Origin of the sequence: Psychrobacter fjordensis, assembly GCF_904845995.1 — a bacterium.
GTDB classification, from domain to species: Bacteria; Pseudomonadota; Gammaproteobacteria; order Pseudomonadales; family Moraxellaceae; genus Psychrobacter; species Psychrobacter fjordensis.
Window position 1 is genome coordinate 447,190 of the sequence record NZ_CAJGYP010000002.1, and the last position, 15,749, is coordinate 462,938.

Genomic DNA, 15,749 nt, shown 5'->3' on the forward strand with positions numbered 1-15,749 from the left:
TTATTGTTTGATATAGCTATTAGATAGATAAAGGTTGCGGCAGGACGATTGTGATAAAACTATTGCGGCAGAACTATGGTCCTGAAACACGCTCAATAGAAACGTTACCAACCCCTTTGTTCGTAATACCTAGGCGTTTAGCAGCGCCATAAGATAGATCTAATACACGGTTACCATGGAATGGACCACGGTCATTCACTTTTACCACGACGCTTTTACCGTTTGTCTTATTGGTAACTTTAACATAACAGTTCAATGGCAATGAGCGATGTGCCGCCGTCAATGCGTTCATGTCAAAGGTTTCGCCACTGGCTGTTTTACGGCCATGGAACTTACGACCATACCAAGACGCTAGGCCAGTCTGCTTAAATTTGCTGACTGAATTAGAGGCAACGGCTGTCAGACGCTCTAGTACATCTTCATCGTTGCTTACTTGGGTTGAGTCATTAGCCAACAGTGAACTGCTAAGTGCTAAAGAAGTAGGTTGACGTGCTGACTTAACCAAACTTGATGCACCATCATGTTGACGGCTAAGCTCACCAAGCACACGATCGATATGGGAGGCGTTATCTTGTGAAATCATCGCAAGGGAGGTTTTGGAGTCTACAGCATTGGCATTAGTAACGGCTGCAGAGCCAGCAAACAATACTGCTGATACGGTAAGTAAACCAGATAAACGCTTATTCATAGATACCTCTATAACATGTACATTAAAACCTAACTCTAATCATGTTAGATAAAGTGTCACAGTATCCGTTCGAATTAACTGTGTCGTACACTCTGAAGCCGCATTATCAATCTAGTTTTTATATAATGATTGATACCAGATAGGACTTTTATAGATTTTAATATAGGGTAATTTTTCATCATCATAGGTCGGTTACAGTCACTTAACTGAAAGTACTTATGACACGCTCAAATGATAGTCAACGATATTCATAAAGCACATTACTTAAATAGGAAAGTTAAGTACTAAACCTATTACCTAATAAATGACTTTACGTATAACTTTGTGGCTAAACCGTTAATTAAGTAGTGTATTTGAAAGCTCAAAATCTACGAGCTGCTTACTATACGGCTAGGCTACAACTAGAATATAATTGAATGAAAACTTTTTTAGTAGCTCTGTACGGGTTATGTATCAAAGTACATTTGAACGAGGTTAACGCAATTATTTGTAAAAAACAAGGATTAAAATCTATCAGTACTATTTATGGAGGTATATTTCTCGAGAAAGGAATTAAAGATAAAATTGGTGTTTATGTGATATATATCAACTATTTATAAGTGTTTTTTATAGCGTGTATGAGTGATTTTTTGACGGCCATTATATTTTTTATTGAAATAGTCAGATACTAAAAATCATTAGTTAGGTTTAATATTTGATTGTTTAATATTCATGCTCAGTTGTTTTTAAATTCACTGCTGTCTAAATCCACTACTTTAATCCGTTAATTTAATGATTAAAAGATTTGATAGGAGGAGTGCTATTCTATTTTACTCCTCCCAGTTATCTTTAAGTGTTTTTTGACGAATCAGCGTTAACCTGATTTATGGGTGTGAATAGACATTAGCAGCCCAAAGCCTGCCATTAGCGTTACGATAGCAGTACCACCATAGCTGATAAAAGGTAGAGGGACACCAACCACAGGTAAAATACCACCAACCATACCGACATTGACGAATACATAAACAAAGAAGGACATGGCAATAGCACCTGCTAACAATCTGCTATAGGCATCAGGGTGGGTAAAGGCAATGTACAAGGCGCGCATGAGGATACAAGAGTAAATAAACATCAATAGCAACACACCTAGCAAGCCAAACTCTTCAGAAAAAGCGGCAATAATAAAATCCGTATGACCCTCTGGTAAGAAGTGCAGGTGCGACTGCGTACCTTCTAAGTAGCCTTTTCCTGTAAGGCCACCAGACCCAATAGCGGTTTTGGATTGAATGATATTCCAACCAGCCCCTTGAACATCGGCTTCAGGATTTAGCAATGTCATGACGCGTGTTCGCTGATAGTCGTGTAATAGAAAGTTCCAAGCGAAGGCGATAAGAGGTACTGCTAGAATGGCTGCTGCTGAAATCAGTCGCCAAGATAGCCCTGCTAAGAACAACACAAAAATACCGCTGGCTGCTACCAATATCGAGGTGCCAAGGTCAGGCTCTTTGGCAATCAATAACACAGGTACTATGATTAATCCCAACGTGATAGCGATACTAGAAGCGGACGGTGGCAGCTCACGTTTGGACAGAAACCAAGCACACATCATCGGCATGCCCAGCCTCATAAATTCTGATGGCTGAACACTACCAAACCCAGGTAGGTTAATCCAGCGCTGAGCACCCATACGTACTTCACCGATGATATCAACTAGCACCAACAGTATGAGCCCAAGCACATAAAATATGGGCGTAAAGGTACGATAAATACTAGGAGGTATCTGCGCCATAATAACCATAACCGTAAACGCCACACCATAGCTGATCATCTGGCGTATGACCATATTAACGTCTTGGGCTGCAGCACTGTATAAAATCGTCAAACCAATGCAGCAAACCGTTAATAAAAGCAGGGTTAGCCATGGGTCGATATGAATACGCTGCCATAGCGTTGGTGCATGACCTTGGCCGAAGTGATGGCTCTGACGTGAAAAACGATATTGCGGATTAGAAGACATAGGCAAAGTGAGTCTGGCAATTGGTGTAAAAGAAAAGTTTTATCTAATGATATAGATTCAGAGAGAACAGGGTGTTATTTACTAGGGCGTGTCTTCAATTCACCCGATAGTCATCTAAATGGGCTAAAAATGGCTAAATCTTGCCAAACATCGTCAAATAGCTGGTTAATATCTCGATATCATCTGCGCTATTTTTCTTGTTTGACGGCAATTTATCTCATTTTTATCACCATTTTTGAAATGAAGACATGCCCTAGTGCAATGTTGCGTAAAAAGTAACACCTAAGCAATAAAGTCACATAATTATAAAAATTATGAGGATAAGTGTTAATTACGAATATCACACCTCTGATTAGAAGCGATAGTTTAGCCTGCTTGCTGAAAATTTGATAGTATCGATAAAACGTTTTTAGCGGTAGTCTCTTGCGATGATCAATATAACAGCCCGAAACTATAGGCATATTCAGCAGCCTATGATTGCATTACTTGTGTGTGCCAGCAGTATTTCTGCCCATGCTGCGCTTACCAGTGATAATAGTGAACGTCGAATACAAGTACGTCAAGGTAGTAATGTCTACATTGAACCTTCCACAAATAACTCAATTCACAGCCCTGGTGTTACGATGCTGAGTGGCGACAATGCTACCAATGGCGATAGCATGCAGGGATTGATTGCTCAAAAACAGCGTGATTTTAATTTGGATGCCCGTCTATCTATCGAAGAAAACAAACGTGTCAATATCAACCGGCGTCCGCCTACTTATGGCACAGAACACAATCATGATGGCCATGAGACAGGAAACAATGATGACAATGACGCTGTCAGTGTTGACTTTAATGTCTGGCTGAATAATAACAGTTACCGTGCCAAACAAGTGGCAGAGTATCAACGCTATCTCAGCTCGCAAGTGGGCGCAAAAAACGTACCACCACTATCACAGTTATTGACTACTGCTCGTAGCTGGAGTAAATGTGGCTATGAGCCTTATCAGTTGCCTCCGCAAGAATTATGGGCAAACATTGTACCGACGTTACGTCTGTATAGTGAGCTCAAGCAGCAGGGCATCTTGCCTGCAAGTAGTGAAATACGTTCGGTATATCGTAGTCCCGGCCTCAATGATTGTGCAGGCGGTGCTGACAGCAGCAAGCACATGAATGCTAGTGCTATGGACATCTGGGTGCCAGAATATGAATATAACCCATGGCAGCGTAGTACAATGCAGGATGGATTGTGTCAATTTTGGCAATATCAGGGAAGCGGGCATAATTTTGGTTTAGGGTTATATGCGACAGGCGCTATTCATTTAGATACTGATGGCTATCGTAAGTGGGGGTTCAACCATGCGAGTAGTGGCTCGCCTTGTCGCTATTAGGATTACTTATCAATGAGTAGAATATCAGCTGTGAGATAGTTCAAAAGTAAAAAATAAACGCATGAGTCATAAATTTCTTTGGTATTAATGAATATGTTGATAAAATATATTCGCATAACTAAAAGTAACACTTATTTGATCTCTTGATTGAGTCGCTAGATAGCTTGTAAAGCTTGCCTGTCAATCTTGGTAATTCCATACTTTTGCAAGAAATTTATTATAAGTAGAATTTATGAAAAAGCAGTACTCAGCAAAAAATAATAATACCTGTAAGCCCGCCAAAAAATTTTTGAAGTTAAATAACAAGCGCATTGTTTTATTTGGTTCAGCCATTTTCTCAATTTTATTTATCAGTGCTTGCAGTCCAGATTCTATTTTTGAAGACAGTATGCCAATGACAGAGGTGACTGCTAACAATGCTGATAAAACCTTACAAGAGGCGCAAGAGATTGAAGACAATATTCGAAACTCTTATGCTCGATTGGCTTCACAACGTTCAGATGTTTGTCCAAAACTGATACAAGAGAATGTGGGTAGTCAGGTTGTTGAGCGTACTGCAGAAGTTATGGTAAATGATTATTGTGATTATTTTCTATATCCACAAGAAGGTCAAAATATTTCTGTTAAAGTTAACAACCGTCAAATCGAAGCATTATTAATAGTCCCTACATTACACAACTTTGCCAATGGTGATTATCAAGTAAGCTCTTACGACAAGCACGTGATTCGACTGGCTTATAATGGGGCAGACTATAAGCCTGAAAATTTTATTTATGACGTTGCCGTAACGATTGCCAATTAAATATGCCCTTAACTGTCTTTATCACTAAAGATAAACGTGAAGAGCGATGCTATTTCTGGCATCGCTCTTGAGCTAAGCAATTACTTTTTAGATTTCTTATCTTTCCAAGGGTCATCTTGGCCGACAGTGACAATTAAAAAATCATCAGGCTTTAGCGTGTCACGCATTGTTTGATTTACCTCCGATAGCTTTACTTGGTCAATACGATTGACGTAATTGGTCAGATAATTGTCTTGTAACTGATAGAAATTCATCATACCAAGTAAACCATTAATCCCCGCATTACTCGCAAACCCCATTGGAAAACTATTCTTAAGGCCATCTGTTGTTAGCTGCATCTCGCTACTGGTAATACCCTCATCTAAAGTATCATTGATAACCTCTAAACTGGCATCAATGGCAGCACGAGCTTTATTATTACGGGTTGAAAACCCAATCTGATATGGGCCTTTTGCGAGCATTGGGTTCATAGATCCTGATATGCCGTAGGTGTAACCAAGATTTTGTCTAATTTCAGTCATCAGCCGTGCATTAAAATCTCCCCCAGCCATCACTTCGTTACCGACAGCAAAGTTTGTTTGCTGCTGCTGATCTTTTGTGTTGGTAGCACGTTTGCTACCCAACTGGCCCATCAGTACGGTAGTTTGGGTGCTTGGAAATGGAATATGAATGTGTTTTGCTTGGCTTAGTGATTTTGGCTCAGGTAATTCAAGTGCTACCTGACCTGTCGGTAGCTCGGCGGTGATATCTTCAGCCAGTTTTTTCGCTTGTACTAAGGTTAGGTTTCCTGTCATAGCAAGCGAGGCATTAGCCGCAACTAAATAACGATTTTTAAAATCTATCAGCTGTTGTTTGCCGATATTAGGGATGCTTTCAAGCGTACCAGCGGATGGGTGAGCATAGGGGTGCTCTCCATATAGCGCCTGATCAAAGGCAATGCTGGCAAGGCTATTTGGATCTTGTTTTTGCTGCTGCAAACCGACCAATAGTCGTGCTTTATTGCGCGCTAAGATAGCATCGTCAAAAGCAGGTTCACTGAGCATCTGTGTCATTAAGTCGATGGCAGGCAGTAGATGCTTATCATCAGATAAGCTCCGTAATGAGACGATAAACATGTCTTTATAGGCACTGCTGTCTAGATTGATACCCAATGTTTCAACTGCTTGTGTGAATTTGTTTTCATCCAAGCTTTTAGAGCCTTGCGTCAGCATGGTAGCCGTCATACTAGCAATACCAAAGCCATCTTTTTGGATGCTGCCATCACGTGCGCTACCTGCATTAAAGCGCAAGTCGATATCGACAATTGGCAATGTTGTGGTTTGTACAAAGCGTACAGGTACACCTGATTTGGTTTTGAACTGCTGAATTGTTGGTACGGTGACGGTCAAAGGTTTGGCATCATTTAAGCTCGTCAATTTCGATAATGCGGCAATGGGTGCGCTCGTATCTACGGCAGCCGCTGAGCCGCGGTATTCTTCAGTAGCCGCTGAGTCCGCTTGTGCGGGTATCGTTAATATCGTCATACCGAACAATACGCCTATGCCTAGATAAGATAGTTTTTTAGATGCAGCATTTGATCGTTGCATTGGTATTCGTGCATGATTTAGAGGTTTTCTTCTTGTCTGCAACAAGTCATTATTTTGAGTCATGGTTTTCTTCTTATTAATAGTAACGTCTTTATGATCGGCGCAATTACCACACCATTATTTTTTTGTGTTTACTTGGTCTTTAGGCGGTATGATATGCATGACCGTTAAATTGTCTTTTACTAAATATTTTTTACTGGCAGTTTGTATGTCCGCGATCGAGATGCCATCAAGCTTGGCGGGTAGCTCGGCAAGCAGTCTGTCATCTAGTCCAATGGACTGCAACGAGCCAATCATACGTGCCTGACCTTCCATACTATCTTGTGCGTAGACAAGCCCTGTCACCGTGTTGGTTTTGGCACGGCTGATTTCATCGGCGGCAATTGGATCAGTTTTTAGCTTCTCTATCTCAGTCATAATAGCTTGCTGAGCTTGTTCTAAGCTCACGCCTTCACGTGGAGTTGCTTGAATCAAGAATAGGCCATCACCGCGATCGAGCAAATCATAAGACGTTCCTACTGTGGTCAATAGTCCTTGCTCACGTATCAGTCTACTCTCAAGGCGAGCAGACAAGCCACCATCTAATACATCTTGAGCCAGTGAGAGCGCATACGCTTGTTTTTCATTACTTTCACCTGCTGTGACGAGGCTAGGTACGTTATAGCCCATTAATAAAACCGGTACTTGTACAGCTTGCTCGGAGTCGACTTTCTGATAACCACGGAAGCCTTTTTGACTGACAGTAGGGCGTTTCGGTAAAGCGCTCGGCGTTAGCTCACCGAAGTATCGTTTGGCCTGAGCCAACACGTCTTGAGGGTCGACATCACCGACGATGACTAAGGTTGCATTGTTTGGTGCGTACCATTTTTGATACCAGTCTTTTAACTCTGGAAGCGTTATTGATTCAAGCTCGCTCATGGGTCCGATGACGGACTCACCTTTTGGACTGTTAGGCAGTGCAAGTAAACGAAATGACTCGTATGCTTTTGCCAGTGGATTGTCATCGGTACGTTGACGGCGCTCTTCCATGACAACTTGGTGCTCTTTGACAAACTCTTTTTCATTGAACAGTAGATTTTTCATGCGATCTGCTTCTAGCTCAAGCGCTAGGGGGAATCGGTTTGCAGGGAACAGCTCGTAATAACCTGTATAGTCATAGCTCGTAAAGGCATTATTGACGCCGCCAAACTTCGCAATTAAGCGCTCATAATCATCACTTGACACGTCAGTAGTGCCTTTAAACATCATATGCTCAAGTAAGTGAGAGATACCACCCTTGTTAATTGGCTCATCAGTTGAACCTACTCGATACCAAATCTGAGACATGACCACTGGTGCACGATGGTCTTCTTTTATCACTATTTTCAGACCGTTCTCTAACTGATACTCATGTCGACCGGACATGTCCATGGTTAATGATGATGACTGATTGTCATTGGTCGTTTGGTTTTGACCAGCTTTATCTTGGTTTAATATGCTCGGAGTTGCTGGAATTTGAGCGGTAGACAATGGCTTCGGATCGATAGCATTGGTTTGGCAAGCGGCAAGGGTCGTCATCATTGCGATGGAACAAGCAATGCGTAAAGCGGTTTTAGGTAGTGGTAAAGACAATGTCATGATGTGTTCTACTCATATAAAATGATAGCTTGTAAACTGATGATTGATAAATTAAACAATATATTAGGACAGGTTCACTATTCAGCTATGGTATAGACAGACAATGGCTATTGTTTAGACGATTTAACTTTTCAGATGACTTAACGTTAGAAAAGCACTGACAATTTGTGAATGTCTAATAGGCCTTAGTTGTCGTGATAAAGTGCTATAGAGAAGTGTGTGCACCGACCATAACAGTAGCAGTTGGCTTAATATCATGTGTGGTGTTACAGCCTGTTGTTGCTAGTGTGGCGGTCGCTATCAGCATTACGGTACTGATACTGATTATTTTCTGTGCATGTTTTTTATAAGTGTTAGATAGTGATGACATAGGTAACTCCTAAAAGGTGATAACCAAAGTGGTTTCTAGGTATAGAATGAAAAGCTAGAACAAGGAAGTAAGACTGGTAGAGTAGGTGAAGTTTAACATGTGTAAAGTCAGATTTTTGTGTCCAAACCTTAAGCAAAACTTTCTCAGTCGGTTATATGATCTCTTAAACTTATAAATTTTGACGATAGTCTATGAGGGTAAGGGCTGAGTACAACCTGAATTATGCTAAACTAGGGCAAAATTATTTGTCATGTCGATGGTCAAAACATCATGACCGATAAACCCATTTAAAATAAACAAATAACTGATTGTGATAACTTTTAGGGCAAGCTTATGAATAACCCAAACAATAATAGCCGTGTGGTCATTAACCTCGATGGAGATCTTGATGACTTAGATGACGACGATATTACTTTACCCAGTCTATCGGCACAATCCGTACCCATTATCGATGAGACTGTCGATGTTGCAGCAGCGCAAAAAGACAGCACGGTAAATAAAGAAGTACCAAGTATCAATGCTGTCGCCAATGCAGCAGACAATATCGCTCTGGGCTCGCCAATCGAAAGCGATACAGTTAATAAACATAACGCTGCGACACCTAGTAGTATTTCTACTGCGCCAACCATGCCATTACAGGATCAGTTAGGGGATACATCAGCTGTTAGTGCTGCAAGTAGCAATGCTAATATTAATGCCAATAGCAATGCAAGTAGCAATACGCAAGCGGTAACTCAGACAGCGCCAGAATCAGTAGAGAGCCAAGAAAACAATAAAAAAGGCAGTTGGTTTAATCGTATGAAAACGGGGCTGAGTAAGTCACGTAAAAACCTAGCCGAAGGTATGGTCAGTATCTTGATCGGTGGCAAAGAGATTGATGACGAGCTATTAGAAGAAGTGGAAGATCAGCTGCTTGTTGCCGATATTGGGGTGAATGCAACCAATCGTATTATCAAAAGTCTCACTGAGCAGACCGCCCGTGGAGATTTGATTTATGCACACTCATTATATAAAGCACTGCAAAGTGAGCTGGTCGATATCTTAACCCCGAAAGTTGCGCCTTTAGTGATTGATAGCACCAAAAAGCCATTTGTCATCCTAGTCGTTGGTGTCAATGGTGTGGGTAAAACCACAACGATTGGTAAGCTTGCCAAGCGCCTACAAGGTGAAGGTAAATCAGTCATGTTGGCGGCGGGTGATACTTTCCGTGCTGCTGCGACAGAGCAACTACAGATATGGGGTGAGCGTAATAACATACCAGTAGTAGCGCAAGGTCATGGCTCTGATAGTGCGTCTGTCATTTTCGATGCCATGCAGTCTGCCAAAGCCAAAAACATCGATGTGCTAATCGCGGATACTGCTGGTCGTCTGCAAAACAAAACTCACTTGATGGCTGAATTGGAGAAAGTCGTACGTGTCATGCGTAAAGCCGATCCAAGTGCACCGCATGAAGGCATGATTGTGCTTGATGCTGGTACAGGGCAAAATGCGATTAACCAAGTAGAGCTATTTAATAAAATCGTACCATTGACTGGTATTACGATTACCAAATTAGATGGTACGGCAAAAGGTGGCGTAGTCTTTAATATTGCTGAAACGACAGACGTGCCTATTCGCTATATTGGTGTGGGTGAGTCGATTGATGATTTACGTGCCTTTAGTCCAAAACAGTTTGTTGCTGCGTTATTCGAGACCGATGATAAAGAATAAAATAGCTGTTTTCAGTTAGGGCGTGTCTTCATTTCAAAAGTGGTGATAAAAATGAGATAAATCGCTGTCAAACAAGAAAAATAGCGCAGATGATATCGGAATATTAACCAGCTATTTGACGATGTTTGGCAAGATTTAGCCATCTTTAACCCATTTAGATGACTATCGATTAAATTGAAGACACGCCCTAGTAAATCATTTTTAAAACAATTGGGAAGTAGACACCATGATAGTTACCACAGCAGCCTTTGGATCACATCGATTAACGCTAATCGCCCGTGTCAATGAGCATGGTTACCCTATGCTCGTTGAGGCCAATTGGTTGCTGGCAGGTAACTCTTGGCAGCACTCAAAATCTATTCCCAAACTCAAAAAGCATTATAAACTTACAGAGCAAGAATTTACCTTTATAGACAATAATAGCCTAAGCAATAATGAACCTTCTCAAGCATTGTTAATAGAAGCCATCGCGCAATTAACGGCGTATTTTAAAGGTGAGCTTCAGGCGTTTGATTTGCCGATAGATATGAGCTTGGGCACTAAATTCCAACAGCAAGTATGGCAGGCACTACAAGATATCAATCATGGCGAAACGATCAGCTATGCTACATTGGCAAAGCGTGTTGATAGTCCTAAAGGGTTTCGTGCCGTTGCTAATGCCAATAGCAAAAACCCTTTTAGTATTATCGTGCCTTGTCATCGAGTGATTGCTAGTGATGGCAAGCTTGGCGGTTATACAGGCGGGCTAGATAAAAAAGAATATTTGTTAGCGCTTGAAGGGGTCAAATGTAAGCCATAATCGTAAATCTGCTTTTTACGAATTGATTGAGCACCAAACCTGTTATGAGGTTTGGTGCTTTTTATTTGGTGCATTTATTACAGCCAGAGCAGCCTTGTGACTTCTTAAATATGACCTTTGTCCATACATAGTAAATAGAGATGGCAACGATTATAAAGACGATAAAATATTCTAACCATATACTCATTATTAACTCCTTAGAATCCAAAAATTTGGCCTGTTATTCGATAAACTACCCAAGCCATGACGTAAGCCAATATAAACAAGTAGCCAGTGATGGCCAACGTCTGCTTTAACGATTTGGTCTCGCGGCGGATAACCGTCAGCGTGGCCAAACACATAGGCGCATATACGTAAAATGCTAAAAATGAAAATGCAGTCGCAAGTCCCCACTGGGCATGAATGATGGGAATAAGCGTTTGATTGATAGCTTCATCACCGACACTGCCCACGGCATAGACTGTACCCAAAGCGGCAACCACAACTTCTCTTGCTGCAAGCCCTGGAATCAAAGAAATACACATCTGCCAGGTAAAGCCAATAGGCGCAAAAATAGGCTCAATCAAATGGCCAAGCATACCAGCAAAGCTGTAATCAATAGCGGGTCCAGCGGTGCCAGTAGGGGCTTCTGGAAAGGTAACCAACACCCATAGCACAACGGACAAGGTGAAAATAACGGTACCGGCTTTTATGAGAAACGCACTTACTTTGTCCCAAAGCTCACCCGCTATATGCCTAACATTGGGCATACGATACGTGGGTAGCTCCATTAATAAAGGAAAAGCCGAAGACTCTGATTTTGTACTATGGAAGCGCTTGAACAGCCAAGAGATAAGCGCTGCTGAAAACGTGCCAGCCACATATAGTATAAATAACGTAATGCCTTGCAAATTAAATATGCCAAGTACCGTATGATTGGGTATAACAGCGGCAATAATGAGTGCATAAATAGGTAAACGAGCCGAACAGGTTAGCATGGGTAAAACAGCAATCGCTACCAATCGTTCTGTGTGACTAGGAATAGTACGGGTTGACATAACCGCTGGTACGGCGCAAGCAAACCCTGAGAGTAGGGGAATAAACGAGCGTCCAGACAGACCTATCTTGGCCAATAAATTGTCTAATAAAAAAGCGGCTCGGGGCAGATATCCTGAATCTTCAAGTATTAACAAAGATAAAAACAGTAAAGCAATCTGTGGCACAAACACCACGACGCTGCCCACACCAGCCACGATACCATCGACAATTAGGCTTTGTAATATTCCATCTGGTAGCCATTGTGATAACAGAGTTCCCACGCTGCCTACTAGCCACTCAATGCTGTCCATCAGTGGTGTGGCCCATGCATATACTGCTTGAAATATAACAAATAAAATCATCAATAAGATGACAACACCTATCACGGGGTGAAGTGTCAATTGGTCCAAACGTTCATGCCATTTGGGCAAACGCTGTACTGCCGTCACGGCTCGGCTGAGAATATCGTCAGCCTGTTGGTACATCGTATGGGTATCAGTATCAGTCTCAAAAAAATGTATGGGCTGCTCGCTATCACCAATATAATCAATCAGTTCATCGGCTAAAGTGAGTAATTTCGCACAGCCTTTACGTTTAATGGCGACTGTTTGTACGAAAGGAACGCCTAGCTCATCTGATAGTATCGACTCATCTACGACTAAACCACGGCTCTGCGCCACATCACTTAGATTGAGTGCCACGATGATGGGTAAGCCTAAGTTTTTTAGCTCTAGCAACATACGTAATGACATACGTAGATTGGTTGCATCAGCCACAAATATAATCCCATCAGGGACAGATTCGCCTGGCATCTGACCAAACAGTACTTTACGAGTGACTTCTTCATCGAGACTGGCTGTTTTTAAACTATAAGTGCCCGGTAGATCTAAAATATTGACATTAGAGTGCCCAAGTAGGCTAGCACTGCGTTTATCAACTGTGACGCCAGAGTAGTTTGCCACTTTAGCTTTAGAGCCTGTAAGTACATTGAAAGTAGCTGTTTTGCCGCAATTGGGTGCGCCGACCAAAGCCAGTGTGATAGGAGCAGTGCTGGCTTTAGTTTGAGTGGCTGGTACTGAAAGGGTTGCTGAAGAGGTCATAAGCTTATGAATCGCTGTTAAAGGACTGGCATAGTCATTCTAATAAAAGTGTTACTGCATTCACCTCGCTTGACGTATTTAATATACATCTACACTCGGTTGCCTTGTAGTACTTTTAAATGGAATAGACTATATGAAAAAAGCGTTTGGATAGAGCACGTGGGCATCCAACAATTAGTGCCTTTTATCATTTGCCTTTATGTGACAGCGCGGCATTGTATTTTTATTAGTTCATCGGCACGTAAGCTAAACTGTGCGCCAGTGCTCAGCTGCACTGCATAAGGTGGTTTACCAAATAACCCTTTGGCTACAATGTGAATCAACGTATTAGGTAAAAACCCTAAATCTTTTAGTCGTTGACTGATAGCACCATCGATCTCACCAAACCGACTATTGGCGACAATCTCATCAATGATGGCAGGTTGACGTTTATCGAAATCCAGCAATGAACAGACAGGAGATGATGTGGTTTTGTTATCAGAAAGAGTAGACGAATCGGTAGTGGGGCTTTGAGAAGGGAGGATCGTAATACTCATAGAGAGTCCTTAATTATTCGCATTATTGCAAATAATAACTATTACTGTTTTTGTGCGATTATATTCCTCAACTTTCACAAAAACAATATCCATAAGGCAGCTTGTGACAACAAAAAACCAGACAGTAAGAAACTGTCTGGCTCTAAAGTTTAAATGATTAATACTAAAAGGTATTTCTAATATTTAGGTCTCAAAGTTCAGCAACATAGGCCACATTTGAGACTGTATCGATCATCCTTCAAGCTGCGCCATCACATCGGCAGAGAAGTTCACATTGCTATAAACCTCTTGTACATCATCGATATCTTCTAGCATATCAATCATTTTCATGACTTTTTCGGCATCTTCAACATTGTCTATTTCGGCAATGGTTGATGGCGACATGGTTACTTCCGCATTGTCAGAAACAAGACCCGCTGCATTAAGCGCATCTTGAACTTGACCGAAGCTTTCCCATTCAGTGATAACAAGTAAGCTTTCACCATCATTTTCGATATCGAGTGCGCCAGCATCTAGTGCAGCCAGCATGACTTCATCCTCTAAGCTTACATCGTTAAAGGTGATTTCGCCGCGTTTGGTAAACAGATAAGCCACTGAACCTGTAGTGCCAAGATTACCTTCATTTTTTGTAAAAGCATGACGTACTTCACTGACCGTACGGTTTAGGTTATCAGTCATAGTTTCGACCAATACTGCCACACCGCCAACACCATAACCTTCGTAGCTAACATCTTCCATGTTTTCATTGTCACCGCCGCCTGTACCACGGTCGACCGCACGGTTAATCGTGTCACGGGTCATATTGACAGATAGTGCTTTTTCGATCACGGCACGTAAGCGCGGGTTTTTATCAGGGTCGGGGTCACCTTGCTTGGCAGCAGAAACAATTTCACGGATAATCTTGGTAAATACTTTACCTTTTACCGCATCCTGACGAGCTTTGCGGTGTTTGATATTTGCCCACTTTGAATGGCCTGCCATATAACATCCTTAAGTTCTGCGTACTATTTATTGTGCTTAAAAAAGTGTTTAATAATCATCTTTCATACTAAGTCACGTGTCTTATCAGATAGATAGTCTATCTTTTTTACGTAATAGAGCTACTGACACGTTAACGATTTGTATGTTGTTGAGAGTGCTTTTTTGCTACACTGTGGCAACTTATAGATTGTATTCACTGTGATAGGTGAGCAATATTATAAACCAGTTTTGTGTATTTTGACTAACTTGGCCTTATCCATCACATTTTAAGTCATTGGATGCTATCAAGCCATTGATTTTATGAAGTTACTGACTCTATGAAGCAACTCACTGCCGAAGCCATTACACACTTGCGTAACCGTATCCATGTCATTATTGAAGGCACGGACACTCGTTTAGGCAAGCTTTTTGATATTGTATTATTGATTGCAATCTTGGCCAGTGTGGCTGTGGTGATGCTTGATAGCGTGCTATATATGCGCCTGCAGTATGGCACTATATTCTTTTACGCAGAATGGTTTTTTACCATTTTATTTACGATGGAATATGCCTTACGATTATTTTCAGCCCCCAATCGCTTGCGTTACGTTTTTAGTTTCTTTGGGGTTGTGGATTTGTTGTCCGTATTACCAAGTTACTTAAGCCTGATGTTCGTAGGTGTGCAGTATCTACTCGTCATACGCGTTTTGCGCATTTTGCGTATCTTTCGCGTACTCAAGCTCAAAGCTTATATGCAACAAGCGGGTTTTTTGGCCTCAGCGCTCAAGACCAGTCAGCAAAAGATCACGGTATTCTTTTTATCTCTCGTACTACTAGTCACGATTTTTGGTTCGATTATCTACGTAGTAGAAGGACCAGAAAACGGTTTTACCAGTATTCCACTGTCTATCTACTGGGCGGTCGTTACGATGACTACAGTAGGTTATGGTGATATGTCACCCAAGACCCCGCTTGGTCAAGCGATTGCGAGCATGGTCATGATTACGGGTTATTCTATCATTGCCGTACCTACTGGTATTTTTACCTCTGAGCTAGCACGTAATATGCGTCCTCAACTAAATCCTGTTACTTGTCCCAACTGTGGTAAGTTTGGTCACGCCATCGCAGCAGAGTTTTGTGATCGCTGTGGACATGCGCTGCATGTTTAGTATGGCCTAGCTGCTTTGATATGAGT

13 protein-coding genes are annotated in these 15,749 nt (G+C 41.6%); 5 read left to right on the forward strand and 8 right to left on the reverse strand.

Going from position 1 to position 15,749, the window contains the following annotated elements:
- Positions 1-73: 73 nt before the first annotated feature.
- Together JMW61_RS10395 and rodA are read right to left on the reverse strand one after the other, a co-directional pair.
- Positions 74-688 (reverse strand): septal ring lytic transglycosylase RlpA family protein, encoded by a 615-nt coding sequence (locus JMW61_RS10395; protein WP_110923780.1) that lies wholly within the window; start codon positions 686-688, stop codon positions 74-76.
- An 853-nt stretch (positions 689-1,541) separates the two neighbouring features.
- Positions 1,542-2,684 (reverse strand): rod shape-determining protein RodA, encoded by a 1,143-nt coding sequence (gene rodA / locus JMW61_RS10400; RefSeq protein ID WP_197101499.1) that lies wholly within the window; start codon positions 2,682-2,684, stop codon positions 1,542-1,544.
- A gap of 473 nt (positions 2,685-3,157) precedes the next feature.
- Between rodA and JMW61_RS10405 the strand changes: the two genes are divergently transcribed.
- Positions 3,158-4,057, forward strand: a complete 900-nt coding sequence (locus JMW61_RS10405) for a D-Ala-D-Ala carboxypeptidase family metallohydrolase (RefSeq protein WP_227681388.1) — start codon at positions 3,158-3,160, stop codon at positions 4,055-4,057.
- Positions 4,058-4,289: 232 nt separating this feature from the next.
- A complete protein-coding gene (locus JMW61_RS10410; RefSeq protein ID WP_110923783.1) occupies positions 4,290-4,859 on the forward strand; it encodes a hypothetical protein in 570 nt (189 codons plus the stop codon).
- 80 nt (positions 4,860-4,939) lie between these two features.
- Here the strand turns inward: JMW61_RS10410 and JMW61_RS10415 are convergent, their stop codons facing one another.
- From JMW61_RS10415 to JMW61_RS10425, 3 genes are all read right to left on the reverse strand, one after another.
- Complete coding sequence (locus tag JMW61_RS10415) at positions 4,940-6,445, reverse strand: M16 family metallopeptidase (protein ID WP_227687443.1); 1,506 nt, start codon at positions 6,443-6,445, stop codon at positions 4,940-4,942.
- Between the two features lie 117 nt (positions 6,446-6,562).
- On the reverse strand, positions 6,563-8,062 hold the full coding sequence (locus tag JMW61_RS10420) for a M16 family metallopeptidase (RefSeq protein ID WP_406947831.1): 1,500 nt from the start codon (positions 8,060-8,062) through the stop codon (positions 6,563-6,565).
- Positions 8,063-8,267: 205 nt separating this feature from the next.
- Positions 8,268-8,432, reverse strand: coding sequence for a hypothetical protein (locus JMW61_RS10425; protein ID WP_197101362.1), 165 nt, complete (start codon positions 8,430-8,432; stop codon positions 8,268-8,270).
- Positions 8,433-8,765: 333 nt separating this feature from the next.
- Between JMW61_RS10425 and ftsY the strand changes: the two genes are divergently transcribed.
- Complete coding sequence (gene ftsY / locus JMW61_RS10430; protein ID WP_227687444.1) at positions 8,766-10,142, forward strand: signal recognition particle-docking protein FtsY; 1,377 nt, start codon at positions 8,766-8,768, stop codon at positions 10,140-10,142.
- A 226-nt stretch (positions 10,143-10,368) separates the two neighbouring features.
- On the forward strand, positions 10,369-10,941 hold the full coding sequence (locus JMW61_RS10435; RefSeq protein ID WP_201551062.1) for a methylated-DNA--[protein]-cysteine S-methyltransferase: 573 nt from the start codon (positions 10,369-10,371) through the stop codon (positions 10,939-10,941).
- 197 nt (positions 10,942-11,138) lie between these two features.
- Here the strand turns inward: JMW61_RS10435 and feoB are convergent, their stop codons facing one another.
- The 3 genes from feoB to JMW61_RS10450 all read right to left on the reverse strand — a co-directional run bounded on the left by feoB (position 11,139) and on the right by JMW61_RS10450 (position 14,575).
- On the reverse strand, positions 11,139-13,058 hold the full coding sequence (feoB, locus tag JMW61_RS10440) for a ferrous iron transporter B (RefSeq protein WP_201551064.1): 1,920 nt from the start codon (positions 13,056-13,058) through the stop codon (positions 11,139-11,141).
- A gap of 197 nt (positions 13,059-13,255) precedes the next feature.
- Entirely contained in the window at positions 13,256-13,594 is a 339-nt protein-coding gene (locus JMW61_RS10445) for a FeoA family protein (RefSeq protein ID WP_201551066.1), read from the reverse strand.
- 231 nt (positions 13,595-13,825) lie between these two features.
- Entirely contained in the window at positions 13,826-14,575 is a 750-nt protein-coding gene (locus JMW61_RS10450) for a YebC/PmpR family DNA-binding transcriptional regulator (protein ID WP_194196659.1), read from the reverse strand.
- A 317-nt stretch (positions 14,576-14,892) separates the two neighbouring features.
- Between JMW61_RS10450 and JMW61_RS10455 the strand changes: the two genes are divergently transcribed.
- Positions 14,893-15,723 carry an ion transporter gene (locus JMW61_RS10455; RefSeq protein ID WP_110923789.1) on the forward strand — a complete coding sequence of 277 codons (831 nt, stop codon included), beginning with the start codon at positions 14,893-14,895 and terminating at the stop codon, positions 15,721-15,723.
- The last annotated feature ends 26 nt before the right edge of the window (positions 15,724-15,749 follow it).

Coding starts and splice junctions, on each gene's coding strand:
- JMW61_RS10395 (WP_110923780.1), bottom strand. CDS start 688: ATGAATAAGCGTTTATCTGGTTTACTTACCGTATCAGCAGTATTGTTT.
- rodA (WP_197101499.1), bottom strand. CDS start 2,684: ATGTCTTCTAATCCGCAATATCGTTTTTCACGTCAGAGCCATCACTTC.
- JMW61_RS10405 (WP_227681388.1), top strand. CDS start 3,158: ATGATTGCATTACTTGTGTGTGCCAGCAGTATTTCTGCCCATGCTGCG.
- JMW61_RS10410 (WP_110923783.1), top strand. CDS start 4,290: ATGAAAAAGCAGTACTCAGCAAAAAATAATAATACCTGTAAGCCCGCC.
- JMW61_RS10415 (WP_227687443.1), bottom strand. CDS start 6,445: ATGCAACGATCAAATGCTGCATCTAAAAAACTATCTTATCTAGGCATA.
- JMW61_RS10420 (WP_406947831.1), bottom strand. CDS start 8,062: ATGACATTGTCTTTACCACTACCTAAAACCGCTTTACGCATTGCTTGT.
- JMW61_RS10425 (WP_197101362.1), bottom strand. CDS start 8,432: ATGTCATCACTATCTAACACTTATAAAAAACATGCACAGAAAATAATC.
- ftsY (WP_227687444.1), top strand. CDS start 8,766: ATGAATAACCCAAACAATAATAGCCGTGTGGTCATTAACCTCGATGGA.
- JMW61_RS10435 (WP_201551062.1), top strand. CDS start 10,369: ATGATAGTTACCACAGCAGCCTTTGGATCACATCGATTAACGCTAATC.
- feoB (WP_201551064.1), bottom strand. CDS start 13,058: ATGACCTCTTCAGCAACCCTTTCAGTACCAGCCACTCAAACTAAAGCC.
- JMW61_RS10445 (WP_201551066.1), bottom strand. CDS start 13,594: ATGAGTATTACGATCCTCCCTTCTCAAAGCCCCACTACCGATTCGTCT.
- JMW61_RS10450 (WP_194196659.1), bottom strand. CDS start 14,575: ATGGCAGGCCATTCAAAGTGGGCAAATATCAAACACCGCAAAGCTCGT.
- JMW61_RS10455 (WP_110923789.1), top strand. CDS start 14,893: ATGAAGCAACTCACTGCCGAAGCCATTACACACTTGCGTAACCGTATC.